Annotated in this window: 16 protein-coding genes and 1 pseudogene; 10 read left to right on the forward strand and 7 right to left on the reverse strand. The window is 71.4% G+C overall.

Annotated elements, in window-relative coordinates; genetic code table 11:
* Positions 1-646 (forward strand): TerD family protein (locus tag E1200_RS06255; RefSeq protein WP_207933205.1); only part of this gene is annotated, 646 nt, incomplete at its 5' end.
* Positions 647-681: 35 nt separating this feature from the next.
* Here E1200_RS06255 and E1200_RS06260 read toward each other — a convergent pair.
* The 3 genes and pseudogenes from E1200_RS06260 to E1200_RS34680 form a co-directional block, all read right to left on the reverse strand.
* The gene (locus E1200_RS06260; protein ID WP_131950839.1) at positions 682-921 is read right to left on the reverse strand and encodes a hypothetical protein; all 240 of its coding nucleotides are present in this window, start codon (positions 919-921) and stop codon (positions 682-684) included.
* Complete coding sequence (locus E1200_RS34675; RefSeq protein ID WP_279484045.1) at positions 918-1115, reverse strand: BldC family transcriptional regulator; 198 nt, start codon at positions 1113-1115, stop codon at positions 918-920. Before E1200_RS34675 ends, E1200_RS06260 begins: the two co-directional genes overlap by 4 nt.
* Positions 1116-1202: 87 nt before the next feature.
* Positions 1203-1526, reverse strand: a pseudogene (locus tag E1200_RS34680) (ATP-binding protein); the annotation flags it as partial.
* Positions 1527-1621: 95 nt separating this feature from the next.
* Between E1200_RS34680 and E1200_RS06270 the strand changes: the two are divergent.
* From E1200_RS06270 to E1200_RS34300, 6 genes are all read left to right on the forward strand, one after another.
* A complete protein-coding gene (locus E1200_RS06270; protein WP_131950841.1) occupies positions 1622-2434 on the forward strand; it encodes a helix-turn-helix transcriptional regulator in 813 nt (270 codons plus the stop codon).
* Positions 2431-2616: a DUF397 domain-containing protein gene (locus E1200_RS06275; protein WP_131950842.1), complete on the forward strand. Its 186-nt coding sequence runs from the start codon at positions 2431-2433 to the stop codon at positions 2614-2616. The genes E1200_RS06270 and E1200_RS06275 overlap by 4 nt, the downstream gene beginning before the upstream one ends.
* Positions 2617-2644: 28 nt before the next feature.
* Positions 2645-2818 (forward strand): DUF397 domain-containing protein, encoded by a 174-nt coding sequence (locus E1200_RS06280; protein ID WP_131950843.1) that lies wholly within the window; start codon positions 2645-2647, stop codon positions 2816-2818.
* 210 nt (positions 2819-3028) lie between these two features.
* Positions 3029-3253: a hypothetical protein gene (locus E1200_RS06285; RefSeq protein ID WP_131950844.1), complete on the forward strand. Its 225-nt coding sequence runs from the start codon at positions 3029-3031 to the stop codon at positions 3251-3253.
* Complete coding sequence (locus E1200_RS06290) at positions 3250-3663, forward strand: type II toxin-antitoxin system VapC family toxin (RefSeq protein WP_131950845.1); 414 nt, start codon at positions 3250-3252, stop codon at positions 3661-3663. Before E1200_RS06285 ends, E1200_RS06290 begins: the two co-directional genes overlap by 4 nt.
* Positions 3664-3745: 82 nt before the next feature.
* Complete coding sequence (locus E1200_RS34300) at positions 3746-3946, forward strand: hypothetical protein (protein ID WP_207933206.1); 201 nt, start codon at positions 3746-3748, stop codon at positions 3944-3946.
* Between the two features lie 147 nt (positions 3947-4093).
* On the opposite strand, the gene E1200_RS06300 is transcribed toward E1200_RS34300, so the two are convergent.
* Entirely contained in the window at positions 4094-4852 is a 759-nt protein-coding gene (locus tag E1200_RS06300) for an IclR family transcriptional regulator (RefSeq protein ID WP_131950846.1), read from the reverse strand.
* Between the two features lie 174 nt (positions 4853-5026).
* On the opposite strand from E1200_RS06300, the gene E1200_RS06305 reads away from it, so the two are divergent.
* Both E1200_RS06305 and E1200_RS06310 read left to right on the forward strand, forming a co-directional pair.
* Complete coding sequence (locus E1200_RS06305; protein WP_131950847.1) at positions 5027-7006, forward strand: acyl-CoA dehydrogenase family protein; 1980 nt, start codon at positions 5027-5029, stop codon at positions 7004-7006.
* Between the two features lie 196 nt (positions 7007-7202).
* Positions 7203-8030: a methyltransferase domain-containing protein gene (locus E1200_RS06310; RefSeq protein ID WP_131950848.1), complete on the forward strand. Its 828-nt coding sequence runs from the start codon at positions 7203-7205 to the stop codon at positions 8028-8030.
* Between the two features lie 342 nt (positions 8031-8372).
* Here E1200_RS06310 and E1200_RS35170 read toward each other — a convergent pair whose 3' ends face one another.
* Both E1200_RS35170 and E1200_RS06320 read right to left on the reverse strand, forming a co-directional pair.
* Positions 8373-11288 (reverse strand): helix-turn-helix transcriptional regulator, encoded by a 2916-nt coding sequence (locus tag E1200_RS35170; protein ID WP_131950849.1) that lies wholly within the window; start codon positions 11286-11288, stop codon positions 8373-8375.
* Positions 11289-11353: 65 nt separating this feature from the next.
* Positions 11354-11968, reverse strand: coding sequence for a DUF1707 domain-containing protein (locus E1200_RS06320; protein WP_131950850.1), 615 nt, complete (start codon positions 11966-11968; stop codon positions 11354-11356).
* A gap of 133 nt (positions 11969-12101) precedes the next feature.
* Between E1200_RS06320 and E1200_RS06325 the strand changes: the two genes are divergently transcribed.
* A complete protein-coding gene (locus E1200_RS06325; RefSeq protein WP_131950851.1) occupies positions 12102-13814 on the forward strand; it encodes an LLM class flavin-dependent oxidoreductase in 1713 nt (570 codons plus the stop codon).
* Positions 13815-13910: 96 nt separating this feature from the next.
* Here E1200_RS06325 and E1200_RS06330 read toward each other — a convergent pair whose 3' ends face one another.
* Positions 13911-14645, reverse strand: coding sequence for a hypothetical protein (locus E1200_RS06330; RefSeq protein ID WP_131950852.1), 735 nt, complete (start codon positions 14643-14645; stop codon positions 13911-13913).
* Positions 14646-14647: the final 2 nt, after the last annotated feature.

Below are 14647 nucleotides of genomic sequence, written 5' to 3' on the forward strand. Positions count from 1 at the left end.
GTCCGACCCCTACGCCGTCCGCCCGTTCGCCGAATGGAAGCAGACAACCGCCCCCGGCGCGTCGCAACCACCCATGATGCACGGGACGGGGCCACAGAACGCCGCTCCTGTCGACCTGTCATCAGGGCAAACGCTCGTACTCCCCGACGAAGCGCTGCAAGGGCTCCTGATCGCATTCGCGTTCGCGGGGGCGGACGCCGACCTGACGCTCCTCCTGCTCGACGACTCGGGCAAGGTGCGTGGCGATGAGGACTTCGTCTTCTACCATCAGCCGACAGCGGCCGGAGGGGCGGCGCGGCTGCTCGGGAAGCAGCCCGAGGGCCAGGTGATGACCGAGCGGGCCGGCCTGCACCTGTCCGCACTACCGGAGGACGTTCGCCGGGTCGCGGTCTCCATCAACATGGACGTCGACACCGGCCTGACCTGCGCCGCCCTCACCTACGCAGCACTGCACATGCGCTGCACAACCGGCGCAACCTGGACGTTCCGCCCACCACCAGACCCATCCATCTCCGCGATGCTGATGGCCGAGTTCTACCGCCACACCGTGAACGGCCACCCCGCCTGGAAACTCCGAGCCCTGGGCCAAGGCTGGTCAGACGGCCTAGGCGCCCTAGCCCGCACCCACGGCGTCAACGTGACCTGATCCGGGCACTGGGGCGTCCGCGAACCTGCAATCGGTCAGTCAGATCCACTCCCGGTGCGGGAACAGGCGGTGTTTGAGGGGGCGTACACCCACAGCAACGGCACCGGGAACCGGAACTCGCGCCGGTCGTACAGACCGACGCACCGCCACCCCAGCGGCAGCAGCGCGACCCGCAGGACCTCCAGCCGCCGCACCGCCGCCTCATGGCCGACCAGCGTTCGCGCCTCCAGAACCAGCCGCCACCGGCCGACCGCCCGCACCAGCCCGTTCGTCACCGCACACCGTCCCCGAACATGAGGTGCTCGACCTGCTGACGACTGAACCGGCGGACGCCACCGAGGGTGCGAATGGACGCCAGCTTGCCGCCATCGGCCCAGCGTGTGACGGTCTTGGGCTCGACGCGGAACATCGTGGCCACATCACCGGGCGTCAAGAGCTGCCCGGCACCGAAGTCCCACCCATCGACGATCACCGGTTCACCACCCACCGGGGGCCTCCGCCTCTGTGGCGGCGTTTTCGGCGGGCGGACGCCCCACTCGGCGAAAACGGTCTTGCCGCCCGCCACGTCGCGCAGTGCGCCCCAGCGCGAGACCAGTTCACCGACGATCACCAGCCCGCGGCCGCCCACCGCGTCGGGGCCGGGCGCGCGCGACACCGGAAGCGTCCCGTCGCCGTCCCAGACCTTCACCGCGTGCACGTCACCGTCCGAGCCGGCGTCCACCCGGATCTCATCGGTCCGCGCGTGCCGGATCGCGTTGGTGACCAGCTCCGACACCACCACCCGCACGTGATAACCGTCGACCGGCCATTCAGCGGCGATCTCCGCGACATAGTCCCGGGCCACCTTGATCATTTCGACGTCCGGCTTGAACGCGAGCATCTCGCCCCTCCTTACGCGTTTTCTGGCCACAGCGTGACGGCCCGCGCTAGGGTTCAATTCGTTCAACCAGGCAATCTGTACTTAAAGGATCAAGAATGGGCGCCCGCAACGATCTCGACCCGGACCGCGATCATTGGCATTGGCTGGCATCTGACCTGCGAGTATGGCGTGTCGAACGGAATATGACACAGACCGATGTGGGCAAGATCCTCGGCGTCACAAAAACCCAGGTTTCGAACTGGGAATCGGCCCGCGAAAACCTACCCTTGAAGCACGCCGAAACCTTGGACCGAGTTTGGCGCACATATGGGCATTTCACCCGACTTCGCCGTCTGGCGGAACAGGCGCACGACCCGGGCTGGTGGGCCCAGTACACGCCAATTGAGGCACAAGCGTCCCGCATCTGCTATTGGGCTCTCGCGATCATCCCTGGATTGCTCCAGACGCCGGACTACGCCAGGGCCCTCCTGGAGGACGGCCAGATCATCGAGGACGTGGAGGCCACGGTCGAAGCTCGCATGGCCCGGCAAGAGGTACTGAGCCGGGACAGGCCGCCCGAACTACGGGCACTTATCAACGAGTCGGCACTCGACCAGCCCGTCGGCGGCCCGGAGGTCATCAGAGAACAACTCGCCCACCTCATCACGCTCAGCCACCGGCGCAACATCATCCTGCGCGTCGTACGCCGCAGCGTCGGCGCGCACATCGGCCTGGACGGCTCCTTCGCAATCCTCGATGGGCCAAGGGATTCCGCGGCCTACATGGAGGCCAACGCGGGTGGCAGACTGACCCACGACCCGACTGGGCTGGACGACTTCCACCGGCGCTTCGACCTCATCGGCTCCGAGGCGCTGTCCGCGTCCGCCTCACGTGCTCACATCACGCAGATCATGGAGGCCATGCAATGATCGAGTGGCGCAAGTCCAGCCGCAGCAACGCATCCGGCAACGAGTGTGTGGAGGTCGCGGCACTCCCCGACGGGTACGGCCTCAGAGACAGCAAGGCCCCCGAAACCGGCCACCTGACCCTCACCACCGAAGATTTCGCTCAACTCCTGACACACATCAGGCAGGGCGAGCCGAACCCGTGATGACCGGCCTCGAACCCCCCGCGCTCAATTGGCGCATGGCAACGGCCAGCCAGGGAGTCAGGGCTGTGTCGAACTGGCTCCGCTGCCGAACACCGTCACGATCCGCGACTCGAAGGCCCCGGAAGGCCCTCGCCTAATCCTCGGCACCGAGACCGCCCGAACCGTACTTACCGCCGTAAAACACGGCAACCACCGCCTCTGACCGACAATGCCACGGCGACCGGGCGCCCCGGCGTCAGCCGCCGCCCGGGCGGTCATCGCCGTGACCGTCCCGGCCGAGACCGGGGCGCAGAACACCTCCGCCAGCGCACGCGCGGTGCGATCCTTGGACGGGTCCCTCGAACCGGTGCCGGCGGGCAAACCCGGCGCCACAGGCCAAGCCTGCATGCAGTTTGCATGCTAAAATGCCTGCATGGGAGTCATACAGATCCGGGACGTCCCCGACGAGACCGAGCAGACACTGAAGGCGCGAGCCGAGCATGAGGGCAAGTCGCTGACGGCCTATGTGCGAGATCTCCTGAACGAGGAGGCCGCCACCCCGACGCTGGACGAGGTGATGGCCAAGATCGCCTCCGATGAGCCCGTGCCTTACGACCCCGACTTCGTTCGCGAGACCATGCGTGAGGGACGCCGGTGAGCCTGGTCGTCGATGCCTCGATCGTGTTCCGCCTGCTGGCCAACGTCAAAGGCGACGATCTCCTTCGGCAACGGCTGGCCCGTAAGGTACACGCCCCAGCGTTGATCGACGTAGAGATCGCCTCAGTTGTGCGCGGACATGCAATCACCAGCAAGCCGGAGGTACGCATCTCCGAAGCACGTGCCCAGATCATGCTCGAGCGCTACGCACAACTCAAGATCGTCCGCCATCCCATGCTGCCCCTGCAGCGGCGCGTGCTGGAGCTACGCAACAACCTCACCGCCTACGACGGCATGTACGTGGTCCTCGCCGAACTGCTCGGGGTGCCCCTGCTCACCGACGACGCCAAATTCGCTGGCTCCGCAGGGCACCGAGCAGAGATCCACCGCTACCCACCACCCCAGATGTGAGACGGAGGCCGCGTCGTGAGCGCCCGGCCGAGAACCTGTACGAGGATCGCTTGAGAGAACACCAAGTGCAGTAGGAGCAGCGATGACAGATCTCCCCAAGTGGAGCGGGGTCGGCGCCGACGTCGTCGCAGCCGCCGGCGGCGAGGAAGCCGTTGCCGAAGCCCGCAAGCGCAGCCAGGCCTGGCAGTGGTCACGGTCATCGGCGCACGTCCTCAGCCCGCGCTCATTCGTCCGCGAGACCGGCTCAGCCAGGCACCTCCAGGCCGACCCGCGCACGCGGTGACAGGCCGCTCAGCCGGAGGCTGAGCGGCCTGTCACGCTCTTCGTCGGTATTCCCGACCAGGTCTCATCCGGCCTGGGAGAGGTGCGGCTGGGTTCCTGGTGGTGGAAAGCGTGACTGGACGCGGCGCCGCCTCTCCTGAGGACCGGGTCAGGGGGTCAGGGTCAGCGTCCGTTGGAGTTCGTCGGCGGTGGCTCGCATTCGGGCGGCGGAGCGTTCGACCTTGGCGAGTTTGGCGGGACGGCACGAGATGGCCAGGGCGCCGAGGACGGTGCCGGTGGCGTCGCCGACCGGGACGGCCGCGCAGACGGTGCCGAGGGCGTACTCCTCGCGGTCGTACTGGATGTCGCCCGGCGCCGCGAGGGACCGGAACAGCCGGGCCGGGTCGGTGATGGTGTGCGGGGTCAGGTCGACGAGCGGGTGCCGGGACAGGTAGTCGCGGCGGGCGTCCTCGTCGAACTGGCTCAGCACGCACTTGCCGATCGCGGTGGCGTGCGCGGCGTCCTCGAAGCCGACCCACACGTCCACCCGGGGGGTGCGCGGGCCGTCGGCGATATCGATGAGGCGGATCTCGTCGTCCATGTGCATGCTGAAGTACGCCGCGACGCCGAGGTCGTCCCGCAGGGCCATCAGGGTGGGGCGGATGCGGGCGAGGAGCTGCTGCGTCCGGCTCTGCCCGTGCAGCGCCTCGACCCGCTCGCCCAGCACCCAGACGCCGTCCGGCAGGCGCGTCGCGTAGCCCTCGTGCGCGAGGGTGCGCAGCAGGTGGTAGGTCGTGGCGAGGGGGAGCCGGGCCTCCCGGGAGAGCTGCTTGGCGGGCGCGCCGTTCGGATGCGACGCGACCACCTCCATGAGCCGCAGGGCACGCTGCACCGAAGCGATGAGCGTGGGTTTGCGTGTCTCATCCATTACCCACAGCGAACCCCTCTGGCCCGGCGCGGTCAAGGCCCTCGGCGACGGTCGGTCCTTCATTGGATCACTTCGGGCGTGCGGACGCGGAGGGTTTCTCCATACCGCCTGGGGAAAGGGCGCTCACATGTACGGGACCACCCAGGAGTACGGGGAGCCGCCCGAGGAGGACGCATGAGCCAGACCAGACCCGCGCAGACCGGCCGCCAGGGGCACGTGGACGAGCGCACCGCCCGGAAGGTGGCCGAGGAGGCGCGGGAGACCGAGTGGCGGCTGCCGAGCTTCGGCAAGCAGCTCTTCCTCGGGGACTTCCGCCTCGACCTGATCCACCCGCATCCCCGGCCGGACGGGGAGGCCCGCGGCAAGGGCGAGGAGTTCCTCGCGCGGCTCACCGAGTTCTGCGCCACGAAGATCGACCCGGCGGTGATCGAGCGGGAGTCGCGGATCCCCGACGACGTCCTGCGCGGCCTGCGGGACATCGGCGCGCTCGGCATGAAGATCCCGGAGAAGTACGGCGGTCTCGGGCTCAGCCAGCTCTACTACGGGCGCGCCCTGATGGTCGCCGGGTCGGTCTCTCCGGCGCTCGCCGCGCTGCTGTCGGCGCACCAGTCCATCGGCGTCCCGCAGCCGGTCAAGATGTTCGGGACGCCGGAGCAGCAGGACGAGTGGCTGCCGCGCTGCGCCCGGGAGATCAGCGCGTTCCTGCTCACCGAGCCCGACGTCGGCTCCGACCCCGCCCGGCTGCGCGCCACCGCCGTCCCCGACGGCGACGACTACGTCCTCAACGGCGTCAAGCTGTGGACGACCAACGGCGTCGTCGCCGACCTCGTCGTGGTCATGGCGCGCGTCCCGAAACAGGACGGGCACCGCGGCGGCATCTCCGCGTTCGTCGTGGACATGTCCACGCCGGGCATCACCGTCGAGAACCGCAACGCGTTCATGGGGCTGCGTGGCATCGAGAACGGCGTCACCCGCTTCCATGACGTCCGCGTCCCGAAGGCGAACCTGATCGGCAAGGAGGGCGCGGGCCTGAAGGTCGCGCTGACCACGCTGAACACCGGGCGGCTGTCGCTGCCCGCGATCTGCGCGGCGGGCGGCAAGTGGGCCGCCAAGATCGCGCGGGAGTGGTCGAAGGAGCGGGTGCAGTGGGGCCGGCCGGTCGGCGAGCACGAGGCCGTCTCCCGCAAGATCGCGTTCATCGCGGCGACCGCGTACGCGATGGAGGCGATGCTCGACCTGTCCGGCCAGCTCGCCGACGACGAGCGCAACGACATCCGGATCGAGGCGGCGCTGGCGAAGCTGTGGTCGTCGGAGATGGCGTGCCGCGCCGCCGACGAGCTGATCCAGCTGCGCGGCGGCCGCGGCTACGAGACCGCCGAGTCGCTCGCGGCGCGCGGCGAGCGCGGGGTGCCCGCCGAGCAGCTGTTCCGCGACCTGCGCATCAACCGGATCTTCGAGGGCTCCACCGAGATCATGCACCTGCTGATCGCCCGGGAGGCGGTGGACGCGCACCTGTCGGTCGCCGGCGACATCATCGACCCGGACGCGTCCGCGGGGGCGAAGGCGCGGGCGGCGGCGAAGGCGGGCGGGTTCTACGCGCGCTGGCTGCCGACGCTGGTCACCGGGGCCGGGCAGCGCCCGAAGTCCTACGCCGAGTTCGGGGCGCTGGCGCGGCACCTGCGGTTCGTCGAGCGGTCCTCCCGCAAGCTGGCCCGGTCGATCTTCTACGCGTCGGGACGCTGGCAGGGCGGGCTGGAGCGCAAGCAGGGCTTCCTCGGCCGGATGGTCGACATCGGCGCCGAGCTGTTCGCGATGAGCGCGGTGTGCGTCCGCGCGCACGCCGACTCGTCCGCGGACGGCCCGCTCGCGAGCGCCGGGCCAGGCGGCGAAGGCGCCGCCACGGCGCCCGGCAAGTCGGCCGTGCTGCTCGCGGACGCGTTCTGCCGGCAGGCGCGGGTCCGGGTGGAGGAGCTGTTCGACGGGCTGTGGCGCAACACCGACGCGATGGACGTGAAGCTCGCCCGCGCCGTCCTCAACGGCGACTTCGCCTGGGTGGAGGAGGGCGTCCTCGACCCGTCCATCCCCGGGCCGTGGATCGCGCCGTCCGAACCGGGGGCGAGCGAGAAGGAGGACGTCCACCGCACCATCGGCTGACCGGACCGGCGCGGGCGCCTGACCTGCGTGAACCGTCGGTGCGGGCGCGCCGCGCGGTCACCGCCGGGCGCCCGCGGCCCGCGGCTGGGTAGACTGGCCCGGCTTCGTGCCGGAGATCGGGCCGTCCGAGCGGACCAGGTCACTCGATCCGGCCAACGAGAATCCGAGCGCCCACGCACCCAGCGAGCGGGAAGTAATGCACTCACCTGGTCAGAAGAAGTCCATCGCAGGCACCCTCCTCAACCTCGTCGGCAGCCGCCCGAAGGGCACCGGCGCCGCCGCCCCCGCGCCGCCGGGCGCGGACGGGGACGTCGTCCAGCCCGCCGCCGGAGAGGGCGCGCTGGAGAACCACCTGGGCGGGGACGAGGCCCGCAACTACCGCAAGTACGAGTACGAGACCGTCGCGCCGCACGTCGGGCGGTCCATGCTGGAGGTCGGCTCGGGGCTCGGGCACTTCTCCGAGCAGTTCGCTGGGCGCCTCGACTACCTCGTCGTCAGCGACAACGACCCGTACTGCGTCGGCGAGCTGCGCAAGCGCTACGACGGCAGCGACGACGTCGAGGTCATCGACCTGGCGCTGCCCGCCGACATCGTGATCCGGCGCAAGGTCGACACCGTCGTGATGATGAACGTCCTGGAGCACATCAAGGACGACGTCCAGGCGCTGCGCGACCTCGCCGCCGTCACCGAGCCCGGCGGCCGCATCGTCATCTGGGTGCCCGGCTACATGCAGCTCTACGGCGACTTCGACCGCAAGGTCGGGCACGTCACCCGGTACACGCCGAAGACGCTGGAGGCGTCGGTCCGCGAGGCGGGCCTCGTCCCGGAGGTGCTCAAGCCGATCAACTTCCTCGGCGGGATCGCCTGGTGGTTCGCGGTCCGCCGCGGCGGCGCCGGCTACCCGGACCCGAAGCTCGTCAAGATCTACGACCGGACGGTCGTGCCGCTGACCCGCACCATCGAGCGCGTCGTCAAGCCGCCGTTCGGGCAGACGGTGTTCTGCGTCGCCCGCGTCCCGCGCTGACGCGCGCCCCGGGCCACGGGCCCGTAACGCTCCGACGGGGACGGATCACGGAAGGTGACACGTCCCCGTCGCTATTTTTCACCGCCGCTCCCCGGTATGTCGTCCGGCATTCGGCGGCCCCCGGACCCGAGACTGTGCAGTGGCCGGAACGATGACGGGCCGCCTCTCCGGGCGGCGAAGCACCGCCTGCTTCCGCGGGACGTCACCGCGACGGCCGGCCACGAAGTTCCCGTGTGGTCCGACGGTTCGGCGGCGGGGGTCCTGCGGAGGGGAGATCCCCGCCACCGAATCAGCCCACGGCACCAGCCCACCGGCATCAGCCCGTGGGATCAGCCCGCGGCATCAGCCCACCGGGGCTTCGTCCCGCCCGGCGGGGACGGCGAACAGCGCCAGCCGGTGCGCGGTCGCGGCGGCCTCGCCGCGACTGGCGACGTCCAGCTTCCCGAGGATGTTGGACACGTGCACGCTGGCGGTCTTCACCGAGATGAACAGCGCCTCGGCGATGTCGCGGTTGCTGCGGCCGTCGGCGACCAGGCGCAGCACCTCGTACTCGCGCGGCGTCAGCCCCAGCGGCGCCGCGTCGCCCCCGCGGGCCGTGCGGGTGCGGCGCAGCAGGTCGGCGACGCGGTCGCCGAGCGGGACGGCGCCGAGGCTTTCCGCCAGTTCCGCCGCGGTGCGCAGCCGGGCCGCCGCCGCGTCGTGGTCGCCGTCCGCCAACGCGGCCCGCGCCGCGTTCAGCAGCGCGCACCCCCGCAGGAAGGGGTTGCCGAGCGCCTCCCACGCGGCGGCGGCCTCCTCCCAGGCGGCGAAGTCGAGGACGCCGCGGGCGCGGGCGGCCTCGGCGGCGAACGTGGCCCGGTGCGCCCGCTGCAGCGGGCCGACGGCGCTCAGCCCGGCGGCGCGCTCCTCGATGCGCCGCAGGTCGCCGGCGGCCGCCTCGCCGAGCTCCGCGCAGATCGACGCGCCGGTGACCAGCGCGGGCCACGCGTAGCGGGCGTCGTCGGGCAGGCCGGCGTGGTCGAGGACGGGACGGATCGCGTCCAGCCCGGCCTCGGGCCGGCCCTCCGCGAGCGCGACGTTGGCCTCCAGCCAGAGGGTGGTGAAGTAGTCCTGGGTCTTCAGCCACTTCATCTTGAGGTTCATGATCTCGCGGGCGCCCGCCAGCCGCTTCCGCGCGGTGGGCAGGTCGCCGCGCGCCAGCGCGAGCCAGCCGGACAGGACGAGCAGCGACGTCCTCGTCGTCACGGCCGGCTCCTGCTCCATCGCCTGGTTCAGCACGGCGGTCGCCTCGTCCCACCGGCCGAGCGAGACCAGCGGCTCGGCCGTGTTGATGGACAGGGACGTCCCCTGCGTGCGGGCCACGCCGTACTCGCGGGCGAGCTCGATGCCGCGCCCGGCGACCGCGGCGGCCTCCTCGTGCCGTCCCGCGCCCTCCAGGAAATGCGACTTGATCACGTGGAAGCGCAGCAGGACCCGCTGGTCGCCGGTGCTCACCGCCGTCCGGTCGATCTCGGCGAGGTACTCCTCGCCGAGGTAGTCGACGTCGGCACAGAACTGAGTGATCAGCGCCTCGGCCTCGGTGACCGGGTCGCCGAGCGCGCGGGCGACCGCGAGCGCCTCGGCCGCCGCGTTGCGCGCCTCGTCGATCTCGGGCGTGAGGCGGACGTAGTTCCCCAGCGTGGACAGCGCCCGCGCGCGCAGCGCCGTCGGCGGGTCGGCCGGCAGCATCGCCACGGCGGACCGCAGGTCCTCGACGAAACCCGGGCGCGCCATCTGGTACCGCATCCGGCCGCGCAGTTCGAGCAGCATCGCCACCCGGGCCGGATCGTGGCCCCCGCCCCGCTCCCGGACCGCCTCCACCTCGCGCAGCGCGGCGGTCACGAGCTTGATGCCGCGGTCGTACTCGCCCGCCTCGTCGGCGGCGGCCGCGGCCTGCTCCAGGACGGTGACGTGGTCGGCGCCGATGCGCTCGGCCGCGTCGGGGACCCGGTCCCACAGTTCGAGGACCCGCGACAGCATCGCGAGGCACTCGGCGTAGGCGAGGGCCTTGCGCGCGTCGGCGGCGGCCCGCCACGACGCGACCAGCGCCCACGTGCTGTCGTGGGCGGCCTTCCAGTGGTGGCTGAGCTCGACCCATAGCCGTCCCGCCGGAACGAGCCCGGGATCGTTCTCCAGCGCCTCCGCGTAGCGGCGGTGGAGCCGCGTGTGCTCGCCGGGCAGCAGGTCGTCGTGGATGACCTCGCGGATCAGCGCGTGCCGGAACGCGTAGCCGTCGCCCTCCACGACGAGGACGTTCGCGGCGACGGCGGGACGCAGCGCGCGGGTCAGCCCGCCGTCGCCGAGGCCGGTGACGGCCGCCAGCAGCGCGTGCTCGATGCGGGTGCCGCCGCCGCTCGCGTCCCGCAGCACGTCCTGCGTCTCCTCCGGGAGCCGCTGCACACCGGCGAGCAGCAGGTCGCGCAGCGACTCGGGCAGTTCGCACGCCAGCGTCCCGTCGTCGTCGAGCAGCGCCTCGATGAACAGCGGGTTGCCCTCGCTGCGGACGGCGATCCGCTCGACCAGGCCGGGCGGCGGCGTCCGGCCGAGCAGCTCGGTCACGAGCGCGGCGATGTCCGTGCGGGTCAGCGGCGCGATCTCCGCGCGCCGCACGTGCTCCACCCGCTCCAGCCCGGCGAGCAGCGGGCGCAGCGGATGGCTGCGGTGCAGCTCGTCCGACCGGTACGTCACGACGATCAGGATCGGCGCGGTGCCGAGGTTGCGGATCAGGAAGGCCAGCAGGTCGCGGGTGGAGCGGTCGGCCCAGTGCGCGTCCTCGACGACCAGCACGACCGGGCCGCGCTCGGCGAGCCGCTCCAGCAGCGTGAGCATCACCTCGAACAGGCGGGCCCGCTGCTCGCCGGAGGCGGCGTCGGTCTCCGGCTCCCCGAACTCGGGCAGCAGCCGGGCCAGGCCGCCGGTGTCGCCGCGCGGCACGAGTTCGGCGACGCCGCCGGTGCCGATGTCGCGGACGAGGTCGCGCAGGACGGTCGTGAACGGCGCGAACGGAAGGCCGTCGGAGCCGAGCTCCAGGCAGCCGCCGGTGAGCACCCGCGCGCGGCCGTCCACGGACCGGGCGTACTCGCGGATCAGGCGGGTCTTGCCGACACCGGCGTCACCGCCGATGAGCACGGCCCCGGGTGCGGCGGCGAGCGCGTCCTCCAGTTCCGCGAGCTCGGCGGATCTGCCGATCAGGACAGGGCTCAACGCGCGTGGACTCACCGTCCCAGCATGCCAAACGACCCCGACATTCCCACCTGTTTTTCCGGCCGGTGCGGCTCCGCCGGTCAGCCCTGCGGGTTCTTGTCCAGCTTGCGCCGCTCCCAGCGGTTGGGGTGGCGGATCACCACTCCCGCCATGCCGCCGGATCCGATGACCCTGATCAGCGGGGTGCCGGGCAGCCGGTCGCCGGTGGTCTTGTCCGAGCAGCCGCCGACGCCGGGGTCCATGCCGCCGGTGTCGGCGGCCCAGCCGTCGGGCAGGACGATCACGACCCCGGCCGCCTCCCCGTACGCCTCCACCAAGACCTCCGGCAGCCGGCACTCGACCCGGGTGAAGTCGATCTTCACGCCGCCCAGGCCGCCGTGCGCGATCACGTGCGCGGGGACGTCCCAGCGCCCGGGGCCCCGGGAGGCGCCGTGCATGCCGCCCTTGAGCACCAGCGGCGGACGGTTCTCCACGGGCGCCGGGCCCGGCAGGTCGCCGGTCAGGGCGGCCAGGTCGGCGTAGGTCTTGGCCGTCAGCGCCTGCTCCAGGCGCGTCTCCAGCTCGTCGAGGTCCAGGCGTCCCTCGGCCGCCGCGTCCCGCAACCGCTCCACCACCGCTTCCCGGTCGTCGTGCGAGGCGCGGAGGTCTCCCGAAGGGGCGGGGCGCGGAGCGGGCTCCGGAGGCAGGGGCGTCATCCCCCAAGAATATGCAGCGGCACGCGCGACCGCCTGCCCCGGCGCCATCGTTGACAGGGCGTCCGGTCGGGACGAGGCTGACTCGCAGGCGACCGGGTGACGAGAGGCGGCGCCGCCCGATCCCGTCCTGGAGGTGGTCACGATCCGATTCGCGCTCTTCTACGAGCACCAGTTGCCGCGGCCTTGGGGGGAAGGGCAGGAGCTCAAGCTTTATCAGGACGCCCTTGACCAGGTGGAGATCGCCGATCGGGTGGGCTTCGACTACATCTGGGAAGTCGAACACCATTTCCTGGAGGAGTACTCGCATTCGTCGGCGCCCGAGGTGTTCCTCGGGGCCGCTTCGCAGCGGACGAAGCGAATCCGGCTCGGGCACGGGATCGTGCAACTGCCGCCGGCCATCAACCATCCCGCACGTATCGCCGAGCGGATCGCGACGCTCGACCTCGTCTCCAACGGGCGGGTCGACTTCGGGACGGGAGAGGCCAGTTCCAGCGCCGAACTCGGCGGGTTCGGGGTGCGGCGCACCGACAAGCGGGCGCAGTGGCAGGACGCGATCGACGCCATCACCAGGATGTTCGTCGAGGAGCCGTTCGCGGGGTGGAACTCGCCCGATATCCGGATGCCGCCGCGGAACGTCCTGCCGAAGACCGTCCAGAAACCACACCCTCCGCTCTGGGTGGCGTGCTCGCGCCGGGAGACGATCCATTTCGCCGCGCGCAACGGGATCGGCGCCCTTTCGTTCTCCTTCGTGGAGCCCGAGGACGCGGGCAAATGGGTGGACGAGTACTACCGCATCATCGAGTCGGAGGAATGCGTCCCGGCGGGGTTCGCGGTGAACCCGAACGTGACCGTCGTCCTGCCGATGATGCTGCACGAGGACGAGGCCACCGCGATCGAGCGCGGCATCGACGGCGCGCATTTCTTCGCGTTCGCCCTCGCGCATTACTACGGGACCACGCCGCACGATCCGGGGCGCACGGACGTGTGGCAGGAGTTCCTGGAGCGGCGCGCCTCGCGGGGTCTGTCGCGGGAGCAGATCATCGCCAACGCCGGGACCCTCAACGTCAACGTCGGTTCGCTGCGCGGCGCCGTGGGGACGCCCGAGCAGGTCATCGACCTCGTCCGGCGGTACGAGTCGGCCGGCGTCGACCAGGTCGCCTTCGTCCTGCAGTCGGGCCCGAACAGGCACGAGCACATCTGCGAGAGCCTGGAGCTGTTCGGGAAGGCCGTCCTCCCCCATTTCACCGAGGGACGGGACGAGCGCGAGGCCGCCAAGGCGGAGCGGCTCGCGCCCGCCGTCGAGGCCGCCCTCGCGCGCCGGAAACCGGCCCGGACCAGCCCGCCCGGCTACCGCATCGACGAGGACGCGGAGGTCGCCCGCGCCCGTCGCGCGTCCCGTGGCCGGCGGCCGGTCGAGGACGTCCGCGCGGCGGGCCGCAGAAGGTTCAGGCAGGGCTTCTACAAGCTCGTGCACGGCCGTTCCGACGCGCAGATCGAACGGCGGTTCGGCCCGGCGGCGCAGCGCGTGTTCTTCGCCGCGATGGCCCGCGCCTACGACCCGTCCGCGGCCGGCGGGTTCACCGGTGAGCTGGAGTTCCGCTTGAGCCGTGCGGACGAGGAGTCCGTCTGGACGCTCACCATCGGCAAGACCCGTGCCCGCGCCAGTCAGGGGCCTGCGAAGGATCCGTCTCTCACGCTCATCGTGGCCGCGGCGGACTTCCTGCGGATGCTGGCCGGAGACGCGAACCCGGCGTCGCTTCTCATGGACGGCCGCCTGGAACTGCGCGGAAATTTCGACCTCGCGCCGCGGCTCAGCGAGATGTTCGGCGGGCCGTCACCCTACTGATGGCGGGTGGCCGTGGTCCCCCGACGCACCACGGCCACCCAACGATGAGACGCCCGCATTGCGGGTCGGGTTCGCCAGATCGACCGCCGCGCACACTCAAGTGGAGGGGCGGCCGGCGACGAGGTCGCTCAGGCGGTCGCCGAGGCGCTGGACGGGGCGGCGGTAGCGGCGTTCGCGGTTGCGCGCCCATCGTTCCTTGCGGGAGCCCGGGGTGTAGCGGCGGCGTGCCCACGGGGAGTCCGGGCGCGCGAGCCGGATCGCGCCGACCAGCGCGACCACGCCGATGAAGAGGCCGATGACGCCCGTCCAGATCTTGCCCTTGAGCAGCGCGACCACGGCGAGGGCGGCGTTGAACAGGAGGACGAAGACGATGCTCCAGAGTCCTTCCCCGGCGACGTCGTCCATCCCGACCGGGTGCAGCCCCAGCAGGAGGAGGCCGCACAGGGCGACCGTGATGAACACGGCCTCGACCGACAGGCGGCCCTTCTCGCTCCAGTAGACGTCCTTCAGGTAGAAGACGAGCGCGAACTCGTCCAGGACGAGGGCGGCGCCGACCCCGAACAGCGCCGCGGCGGCCGCCGCCAGGCCGGACGACCCGTCCTCGATGGCCAGCCCGCCGACTCCGCCGACGCACATGAACACGAGGCCGAACACCACGTGGTGGACGTGCTGCCCGCCCGGGGTGACGTTCCCCGGCCACCACCGCACCTGCCGCCGGATCATCCGCACGCTGAACCGGATGAACAGGAACCCGGCGATGAACGCGACCAGGAAGCAGAACAGCCGGAGGCGCCCGGCGTCCGCGATCTCCCGTGTGAACCACTCCCCCACAC

The sequence above is a fragment of the Actinomadura sp. GC306 genome (genome assembly GCF_004348665.1).
Classification (GTDB): domain Bacteria; phylum Actinomycetota; class Actinomycetes; order Streptosporangiales; family Streptosporangiaceae; genus Spirillospora.

Bases quoted from the DNA above. Each gene is read 5' to 3' on its own strand.
- E1200_RS06270 (WP_131950841.1), top strand. From the start codon at position 1,622: ATGGGCGCCCGCAACGATCTCGACCCGGACCGCGATCATTGGCATTGG.
- E1200_RS06275 (WP_131950842.1), top strand. From the start codon at position 2,431: ATGATCGAGTGGCGCAAGTCCAGCCGCAGCAACGCATCCGGCAACGAG.
- E1200_RS06285 (WP_131950844.1), top strand. From the start codon at position 3,029: ATGGGAGTCATACAGATCCGGGACGTCCCCGACGAGACCGAGCAGACA.
- E1200_RS34300 (WP_207933206.1), top strand. From the start codon at position 3,746: ATGACAGATCTCCCCAAGTGGAGCGGGGTCGGCGCCGACGTCGTCGCA.
- E1200_RS06300 (WP_131950846.1), bottom strand. From the start codon at position 4,852: ATGGATGAGACACGCAAACCCACGCTCATCGCTTCGGTGCAGCGTGCC.
- E1200_RS06305 (WP_131950847.1), top strand. From the start codon at position 5,027: ATGAGCCAGACCAGACCCGCGCAGACCGGCCGCCAGGGGCACGTGGAC.
- E1200_RS06310 (WP_131950848.1), top strand. From the start codon at position 7,203: ATGCACTCACCTGGTCAGAAGAAGTCCATCGCAGGCACCCTCCTCAAC.
- E1200_RS06320 (WP_131950850.1), bottom strand. From the start codon at position 11,968: ATGACGCCCCTGCCTCCGGAGCCCGCTCCGCGCCCCGCCCCTTCGGGA.